The sequence below is a fragment of the Nostoc sp. CHAB 5715 genome (assembly GCF_020829685.1).
Lineage (GTDB): Bacteria > Cyanobacteriota > Cyanobacteriia > Cyanobacteriales > Nostocaceae > Nostoc.
This window is the reverse complement of record NZ_JAIVFR010000231.1, coordinates 1-8,500: the sequence shown is the minus strand read 5'-3', so window position 1 is coordinate 8,500 and position 8,500 is coordinate 1. Positions and strand designations below refer to the sequence as shown.

General features: G+C 42.1%; 9 protein-coding genes. 4 read left to right on the top strand and 5 right to left on the bottom strand.

Annotation, left to right across the window (positions count from 1 at the left end):
* Positions 1-942: VCBS repeat-containing protein (locus LC574_RS14620; RefSeq protein WP_229454192.1), on the top strand; the 942-nt coding region annotated here is incomplete at its 5' end.
* 334 nt (positions 943-1,276) lie between these two features.
* Here LC574_RS14620 and fabG read toward each other — a convergent pair.
* Positions 1,277-2,023, bottom strand: coding sequence for a 3-oxoacyl-[acyl-carrier-protein] reductase (fabG, locus tag LC574_RS14615; protein WP_229454191.1), 747 nt, complete (start codon positions 2,021-2,023; stop codon positions 1,277-1,279).
* A 476-nt stretch (positions 2,024-2,499) separates the two neighbouring features.
* Between fabG and trxA the strand changes: the two genes are divergently transcribed.
* From trxA to LC574_RS14600, 3 genes are all read left to right on the top strand, one after another.
* On the top strand, positions 2,500-2,817 hold the full coding sequence (trxA, locus tag LC574_RS14610; protein WP_229454190.1) for a thioredoxin: 318 nt from the start codon (positions 2,500-2,502) through the stop codon (positions 2,815-2,817).
* Between the two features lie 214 nt (positions 2,818-3,031).
* Entirely contained in the window at positions 3,032-3,196 is a 165-nt protein-coding gene (locus LC574_RS14605; RefSeq protein ID WP_229454189.1) for a hypothetical protein, read from the top strand.
* Positions 3,197-3,335: 139 nt separating this feature from the next.
* Positions 3,336-3,518 (top strand): hypothetical protein, encoded by a 183-nt coding sequence (locus tag LC574_RS14600; protein WP_229454188.1) that lies wholly within the window; start codon positions 3,336-3,338, stop codon positions 3,516-3,518.
* Positions 3,519-3,522: 4 nt separating this feature from the next.
* On the opposite strand, the gene LC574_RS14595 is transcribed toward LC574_RS14600, so the two are convergent.
* The 4 genes from LC574_RS14595 to LC574_RS14580 all read right to left on the bottom strand — a co-directional run bounded on the left by LC574_RS14595 (position 3,523) and on the right by LC574_RS14580 (position 8,467).
* A complete protein-coding gene (locus LC574_RS14595) occupies positions 3,523-5,448 on the bottom strand; it encodes an iron uptake porin (protein ID WP_229454194.1) in 1,926 nt (641 codons plus the stop codon).
* Between the two features lie 555 nt (positions 5,449-6,003).
* Positions 6,004-6,546, bottom strand: a complete 543-nt coding sequence (locus LC574_RS14590) for a hypothetical protein (protein WP_229454187.1) — start codon at positions 6,544-6,546, stop codon at positions 6,004-6,006.
* Between the two features lie 205 nt (positions 6,547-6,751).
* Positions 6,752-7,498 carry an isoprenyl transferase gene (locus LC574_RS14585; RefSeq protein ID WP_229454186.1) on the bottom strand — a complete coding sequence of 249 codons (747 nt, stop codon included), beginning with the start codon at positions 7,496-7,498 and terminating at the stop codon, positions 6,752-6,754.
* A gap of 30 nt (positions 7,499-7,528) precedes the next feature.
* Positions 7,529-8,467 (bottom strand): ferritin-like domain-containing protein, encoded by a 939-nt coding sequence (locus LC574_RS14580; RefSeq protein WP_229454193.1) that lies wholly within the window; start codon positions 8,465-8,467, stop codon positions 7,529-7,531.
* Positions 8,468-8,500: the final 33 nt, after the last annotated feature.

Below are 8,500 nucleotides of genomic sequence, written 5' to 3'. Positions count from 1 at the left end.
GCCGATGTTACCGGGGATGGCAGGGCTGATGCCATTGTGGTTAACAACGACAGAGTAACTGTCCGACGCTCCAACGGTTCTAGTTTTACTGGTAACGAGTCTTGGACGCAGAATCCCTACTTCGGAAGCCGAGGAACATTCTTCGCCGATGTTACCGGGGATGGCAGGGCTGATGCCATTGTGGTTAACAACGACAGAGTAACTGTCCGACGCTCCAACGGTTCTAGTTTTACTGGTAACGAGTCTTGGACGCAGAATCCCTACTTCGGAAGCCGAGGAACATTCTTCGCCGATGTTACCGGGGATGGCAGGGCTGATGCCATTGTGGTTAACGACGACAGAGTAACTGTCCGACGCTCCAACGGTTCTAGTTTTACTGGTAACGAGTCTTGGACGCAGAATCCCTACTTCGGAAGCCGGGGAACATTCTTTGCCGATGTTACCGGGGATGGCAGGGCTGATGCCATTGTGGTTAACAACGACAGAGTAACTGTCCGACGCTCCAACGGTTCTAGTTTTACTGGTAACGAGTCTTGGACGCAGAATCCCTACTTCGGAAGCCGAGGAACATTCTTCGCCGATGTTACCGGGGATGGCAGGGCTGATGCCATTGTGGTTAACAACGACAGAGTAACTGTCCGACGCTCCAACGGTTCTAGTTTTACTGGTAACGAGTCTTGGACGCAGAATCCCTACTTCGGAAGCCGGGGAACATTCTTTGCCGATGTTACCGGGGATGGCAGGGCTGATGCCATTGTGGTTAACAACGACAGAGTAACTGTCCGACGCTCCAACGGTTCTAGTTTTACTGGTAACGAGTCCTTTACCCAGAATCCCTACTTCGGAAGCCGGGGAACATTCTTTGCCGATGTTACCAGGGATGGCAGGGCTGATGCCATTGTGGTTAACGACGACAAAGTAACTGTTAGAAGGGCATTTTAGGGGTGTTTGATCTCAAAATTAGGTGAAATCAAACGATTTTGGATTTTAGATTGGTTCCGCCACGCCACTCAATACGGTTCGGTTAGTGATATTTTGCCCAGGAGATTCCCCCAATCCCCCTTAAAAGGGGGGCTTATAATCCTCTTTTACTCCCTTTAAACGTGTATATTTTCTAAAATTCGTTGATAATAACAGCTTTATTAGCCGTGAAGTTGATTTAGAAGTTGAAAACTTGATTTACGAAAGTGAACTACTCAGATAAAATCGGTGCGTTACGCCGAAGGCTAACGCACCTACGAAAATTACTAACTCCTAACTCCTAACTCAGCACTATTTAGGCCATTACCATGCCACCATCGACATTAAAGACTTGTCCGGTGATGTAAGTGGCGGCGGGATCGGCAGCGAGGAAACGCACCATCCCAGCGACTTCTTCAGGTTGACCGAAGCGACCGAGTGGGATGTATTTCAAAATATCTTCGGGATTGTTGAGATCGCTGGTCATATCGGTGGTGATGAATCCAGGGGCGACGGCGTTAACGGTGATGCCGCGAGAAGCAAGTTCTTTGGCAACGCTTTTGGTGAAGCCGATTACACCTGCTTTGGCGGCGCTGTAGTTTGACTGACCTGGGTTGCCCATTTGCCCAGCAACGGAGGTAATGTTGATAATTCGTCCCGATCGCTGCTTCAACATAATTTTACTGACGGCGCGTGTACATAAGAAAACACCAGTTAGGTTAAGGTCTATTACAGCTTGCCAATCTTCTGGCTTCAAACGCAAAAGTAGTGTGTCGCGGGTAATACCTGCGTTGTTAACCAAAATATCCACACGGCGGAACTTTTCGATGACCACGTTAACTAGTGCGTCTACTTGATCGCCTTTAGAAACGTCAGCTTGGATAGCGATCGCCTCACCTCCCGCATCTGTAATTTCTGTAACAACGGCCTGTGCAGCTGTACTAGAACTGGCATAATTGACAACTGCGATCGCTCCTTGGATGGCTAATTCAATTGCGATCGCTCGTCCAATCCCTCGTGATGCACCTGTGACAATTGCGACTTTATTTTGTAATAGTGTCATTTAATGTTCCTCAATCTTAGAAATACCGCGCTAATTATCTTATGGTGATTTAGGGAACATCTGAATATTGTCTGGATAATTAAATATCTATAGTTACTTCTCTATTAATAGATGAATAACTTGAAGCAATATATTGTTGATTTAATTTATAGCTGTGACGCCCAATAGCCCATCGTAGACATCGCCCGATTGGATACACTAGGAAGTGTTGCAGTTACGTCCGTCCTAGACATGACTCTCGTGAAGGCCTGTATATTTATTTGGTTGGTCAGGATAGGCTTAAATACATATCTAATGCATATACACAAACAAGAATAATATACGGTTTTTATTACAATTATTTAAGATTTTTTGCTGGCAAATCATTCTATATTGACTAATTTAATCCTTTCCCAACAAAAACCCATAAACCTATACCGCTTTTATTTTCTAAGAATTACTATTGAAACAAACAATTGAAAATCGGTGTGTATCACATGGCAACTAAAAAGCAATTTAACAGCTTTGAAGAGATGCTGTCTGCTTCTGATGTACCTGTATTAGTAGATTTTTACGCTGACTGGTGTGGGCCATGCCAAATGATGGTACCAATTTTAGAGCAAGTCAATGCCCAACTTAAGGATCGCCTGCGGATTGTCAAAATCGACACAGAGAAATACACAGATTTGGCTACTCAGTATAAAATTGCCGCTCTACCAACCTTAGTACTATTTAAGCAGGGTCAGCCTGTGGAGCGCATAGAGGGAGTGATGCAAGCACCGCAGTTGGTGCAATATCTACAAACAAAGATTTAATAACACTTAAAATTTGGATTTTAGCTACCAGAGGCGAGGAATATCGCGTATTTTTTAGTGGGGTAGCACAGCTAGCTGTAGCCCTACGAATCAACGTGTAAAATCTTAAGTAAATATTAAGATATCTACTTATACGTCTAGAGAAAGTAGTTTAGAAATTGAGACGGCTATATTGTATAGATATAACAAAATATCTTGACAAGTAAAGCAATATATGAATTATAAGCAGCAAAGACCTGACAAAGCCTATATTTGGGTGAATATTGATTTTGATAAGGTTAAACATAGAATAGATGCGGTGACTTGCCAGATTGAGCGGGTTATACAAAAGCACCAAATTTCAAATCAAACTGGTAAATCAGGCAAAAGAAATAATTAGGTTATTTGTAGAGCAATGTCTACGATGCGCTCGGGTTACTCATCGAATTTTAGATTTTAGATTTTAGATTTTAGATTTTAAATAAGGGAGTTCTACTTATTTATTATTTTATCCTCGACACTCCTTTTGAGGAGTATTATTGGGAGGATATCTGCTTGCTAATTATGCTGTGAAAAGGCGTGAGGAGATGATAGGATGGCTATTTGGAGGTCTTGTTAAACAATTTGAGGGTGCAGTTAAGGAGGTTGTAAGAGAAAGCAATAAAGAAATAGCTAACTTGTTTGATGATGTTTTTAGTACGTCAGCCACTCCCTACTCTTAATCTCTTAAAACGTAAAAGTAGTCCGAAGTACACCTACAGTCGTAGTCTCATTGTTGCTGTTACCTTCTGGGTTAAAGAGGATAAACGCGCCAGGGGTAATACTGATATTATCGCTAACTTGAAGGCGGTAATAGCCTTCTAAATGGTAAGGAGTCGCCCGATTGTCGCCTGTGGGGGTAAGTTGAGCAGAACCACCAGTATCAGTACGGAAAAGAGGCTGACCAAAAATAATCCCAGCAGTGTTCCCTGGCTTGAATAAATCTCTAAAGTGAACTCCCGCCATCCAACTTGTAAAGGTGGTGGAAGCATTGACGCTATTTGAAGCAGCATCAACAAATAATGCTGCACCGTAGCCAGATAAGGCTATCTTGGGAGACAATCGCCATGTTAGCGTACCCCCAACAGAGTTGAGTGTGACCGGTGTTCCAGTTGCAACCCCTGCTAAAGCATCGATATCACCACTAATTAATCCTGTACCTAAAATATTGATTTCGTGATAACTGTGGGCATAGTTTAAACCAATATCCAGAGCGGGACTTGGCTTGAAGGTTAACTGTGTGGCAATAACACTACTACCACTAAATAAACCTGCTCCCAAAGGTGTAGTAGAAACTCCTGTTAGTCCCTCAACCTCAGTAGCAGATTTTTGGGTTAAATTGGCATTTGGATTGCCGTATAAAGCTCTTAAATCCAAATTTGGCGAAATGTTAAAAATAAATCCCGCCGCCGATGCTAAACCAGTACCCGAAGTCCCACCAGAAATCCGTACCACAGGATTCAAACCGCCAAAACGAGATATTGACTCTTGTCCTTCACCATAAAAAGGCGTAATTGCTGGGAAAGCATCTGATGTTTCCGCCGCAGTTCCTCCAAACAAGGTTAATTTATTAGCGACGGGAAAGATATACAGCAATTTGTAAACCTGAACACTGTTTGCGCCAACACCCGACAAAGTATTAACATTTATCCCCGGAAATTGCGGCTCAAAACTGGTACGGGCGCTACTTGCACTTAAAAGCGGCGCAGCTAATCCTAAACCTTGTTGCAGGCTACCCTGTCCATCGGCTCCACCCAAAAAGTTATAGGCTTGCAATCCAGTAATTAATAAATCTTTACCAGTAAAGCTAGTGGTGAGATTTAACCGCACTCTATTGACTAGTATAATGTTCGGGTCACTGTCATTAGGAGCGCCACCGCTAGCACCAACACCAGCAATAATTACCTCTCCATTAAGTTTAGTAGTTGTAGAAAACTGATTTGCTTCTAGTTCTGCTGTGCGAGCTTCTACAGCATCTACTCGACCCCGTAATGTTGTCAATTCCGCCCCAAATTGTTCTTGTAGTTTCTGCAATGTGGCTAAATCTTCTTTATTGACCAAATCACCAGTTGCAGTGGTAATCAGTTCGTTGATTCGGTCTAAACAAGCATTTAAGCCAGCAGCAAATTCATAGCGAGTTATTGCCCGATTACCGCGATAGGTTTGATTGGGATAACCTGCGATACAACCATAGCGCTCGACTAAAGATTGGAGTGCCTGAAAAGCCCAATCAGTCGGCTGCACATCAGACAATTGGGATACGGATGTTACTTGTGCAAGTTTGTATGAGGTTGAAGATGAACTTGCAGATTGTGGGATGATTGGCTGCCAAAAGTTAACCGCAGAATCTACTCCTAAATCTTGATTTTTTTGCTGTTGATTGATTGAGGGTAAATTTTTTTGAGTTTCATTAGCTATCAGCAATTTACTGGAGATATTATTTGCTAAATTGCTTTGATGAGAATCATTTTTTTGATAGCTGCCATCATCTTGATTAACAGCTACGTTTTTATCTGCGATTTCTAAACTAGGAAGGGCTTGCACAGGTGATAACCCAGCAATTAAATATAAAAATCCCATCCCACTAGCAGAAGCTAGTAGATATTTTGTCATCATAACTCCCAACACCTATAAAATAGTGAAAAAATTAATTGCGATTTTTAAATGGATTGATAAATAAATTTAAAGTAGATTTAGCAAGAGAATCTTGTTAACTTTAAATTTTTGATATCAGGTTTTTTTCTGAATTGACTTACCAGAACATCAGCTTATATCGCAAGTATTAAATTATAGTAAATACTATTTTTGGAAAGAATTAACAATAATTTTTATTGGTAGTTTTTATAACTTTTAATAAAAAGCATTGGAATTTCTTATGGTTACTCTATCAATCCTAAATGGGTTGTGAACAGTACGTTCTGTACAATGCCTGATTCATAAGCCTTCCAAATTTTCTCTGTTCAAATATAAAATCGGATTGCTATATTGACAAAACAATAATTACATAAGTCTGATTTTGTGATAACGAATATAGGTATTGAGCCGAAATCCTCGGCTCAATACCTACCAAAAAATAATTTACTAAAAAAAATTAAGAGATTGCGATCGCTGATCGATTTGGGTGCAGGTAAGATCATCAGGAAAACGGTGGAAATAACTTTCAAGAATTCAATCCCACCAATAGGTAACAATAACCGCATCACAATCCTGGTGAATATCTTCACCCCATAGCCCTCCTTCCAATCTAGTTCTCAGTCGGCGCTTAAGCCGCAAACCGTAGTCTTCATTCGTGCCATCACTTACCTCTACTGAATCAGCTCGCCACTTTTTGCCTAAGTCTAAAAGCTCAGACACTTTTATGTCTTGGTTCTCTGTAAGGATATATAACGTATCGGCAGGATAAGCAATGAAATGGATGATGCTGGTTTCAGGCATGGGGCGATAGTTCGCCATTGCAAGGAGGGTATCAACCATACCACCAAAGCTTAAACCGTTTTCATCTGGTGCAAAGATTGGTTTTGTGAACAGAAAGCTTGCCCATAAATTTTTGTGGCTGGAAAGATCAGTAATCACTTCTTCGCCATCAAACTCATTGAACCGACGCTGCCAAACCAAGGCAGCAAACAGTTCTTGAGGAGAATAGGATTTCGCTATCGATTGGATTTTGCCTAAGTCAAGCATCACATTTACGGTAAGTAATATTTTTAACAAAACATTTGTAACTACCCTTGCAGTTTATTTACCCAGTCGCTGCTATTCTTATAGTTACTTCGGTCTGTCATAGCAGATAGATTATCCTCAATAATGTTTCATTTATTAGCGCTCATATACCATCGTGGTAATGTGGGTGCTTTTACTTTATCGCTCATGGCAAAAATCCGGTTTAATTTTGAGGCGATGTCTGGTGTTTGGTACACTAAGCTGACACTGAAGCTTTAACTTGACCAAAACGGCGATCGCGTCTTTGGTAGCTCAACAAAGCCTGATGAAATGCTTTTCTATTAAAATCTGGCCAAAGAATATTGGTGAAATACATTTCTGTATACGCCATTTGCCACAAGAGAAAATTACTCAATCGCATCTCACCACTGGTACGAATCAGCAAATCGGGTTCTGGAGTATCTGCTGTGTAAAGATGTTGTTCTACAAAACTTTCATTCACTTCTTGGGGACTGAGTTCACCCTGTTGCACGAGTTGAGCTACTTGACGGCAAACTCTGGTAATTTCGTTGCGGCTACCGTAGTTGACTGCAACAGTAAAGTGGATTGCTTGATTGTTCAACGTCTCTGTCATTGAACGTTCCATTTCCGTTTGTAGAGACTTGGGTAAAGCCGATAAATCTCCAATAAAGGAGATTCGTACACCTTCTTGATGCATCTGAGCCAACTCGCGGTGTAGTAATCGCTCAAACAAATGCATTAGAAAATCCACTTCTTCAACGGGACGCTGCCAATTTTCTGTTGAGAAAGCATAGGCTGTCAACGCTCTAACTCCCCAATCTTTGCAGCAACGCAATAGTTCTTTGAGCGTCTTTGCTCCTTGGCGATGTCCAGCAATGCGCGGTAATCCTCGACTAGTTGCCCATCGTCCGTTACCATCCATGATGACGGCGATATGTTGGGGGATTTTTTGGGGGTTTAAATCGGTGGGTAATTTTGTCATTTGTCATTTGTCATTTGTCCTTTGTTTTTATTAATGAGTAGTTTCAAATAAATCTTGCAAGTACTCTGGTGTGAGGGTGTTGTTCCAATTGCACAGACGATGCATTGTGTAGGTGAAGGTGAAGAGGAGAGTTGTTTTGTTGGTTAATGACCAAGCATTCCAGTTGAGGGTAGCCATCATCCGGCGGAGGGTACGCATGAGGTTGTTACGCTGATAGTTTGGCGATCGCGTTTTGATGAGTGTGCGTCCAATTCGCATCAACCCAGTATCAGGGAAAGTCCAGACTCCAAACCCCCAGAATTTGGTAGTATGGTTGATTTCATCCTGTGCTAGTTCCTCTAGAACATCCTGGAGTGCGCCAGTGGTGTGAGCCATCAACCAAATATAAAGACAGGTAGCACCGTATTCTGTAGCAATGCGGTGTAAGCCGTGGCGATATAAGTCTTCGTAAGCGTCATCTGTGGGGAGATAGCTTCTAACAGTACGAAGTTTTGGGGTAATTTTCTCGCCTGTTAATTGGGTGTAAATTTTGATTAATGCAGGTGTGTGCTGACGTTCTTCCTTTTCCCACAAACCAAGTTCCAGCAGTTCGCCATCTTTACCGACTGTTCCACCAACAAACCGAGCCATTTGAGGATGCAATTTTTCCAAATACTGCCGACTGGTTTGGGTATAGCCGCGAATGGGGGCTTCTGTGTCCATTGCACCTATCAAGATAGATAAAAATACCTCTGCGTCTAAGCCGATAATTTGATTGCGGTTAATCGTCTGCCAATCGATAAGTTTCCAGGGACGCGGTTGGGGATTGGCAAATTGTATCGGTAAATCTTGCAGACGATCATGTAGTTTTTCGACTGCAAGATATTTGTCTATGAGGGAACGAATGCGGCGCTGTGTTTGCAAGTAATGAGGATTGGGATAGCTTTGACCTGCTAAGTCTTCTGCAATTGGGCTCAGGGTATTAACCATATCCTTATACTTAAATTTTTTTCTCTCTTCCCA

Excerpts from the sequence above, each read along its gene's own strand:
- fabG (WP_229454191.1), bottom strand. The coding sequence starts at position 2,023 with ATGACACTATTACAAAATAAAGTCGCAATTGTCACAGGTGCATCACGA.
- LC574_RS14595 (WP_229454194.1), bottom strand. The coding sequence starts at position 5,448 with ATGACAAAATATCTACTAGCTTCTGCTAGTGGGATGGGATTTTTATAT.
- LC574_RS14585 (WP_229454186.1), bottom strand. The coding sequence starts at position 7,498 with ATGACAAAATTACCCACCGATTTAAACCCCCAAAAAATCCCCCAACAT.
- LC574_RS14580 (WP_229454193.1), bottom strand. The coding sequence starts at position 8,467 with ATGGTTAATACCCTGAGCCCAATTGCAGAAGACTTAGCAGGTCAAAGC.
- trxA (WP_229454190.1), top strand. The coding sequence starts at position 2,500 with ATGGCAACTAAAAAGCAATTTAACAGCTTTGAAGAGATGCTGTCTGCT.
- LC574_RS14605 (WP_229454189.1), top strand. The coding sequence starts at position 3,032 with ATGAATTATAAGCAGCAAAGACCTGACAAAGCCTATATTTGGGTGAAT.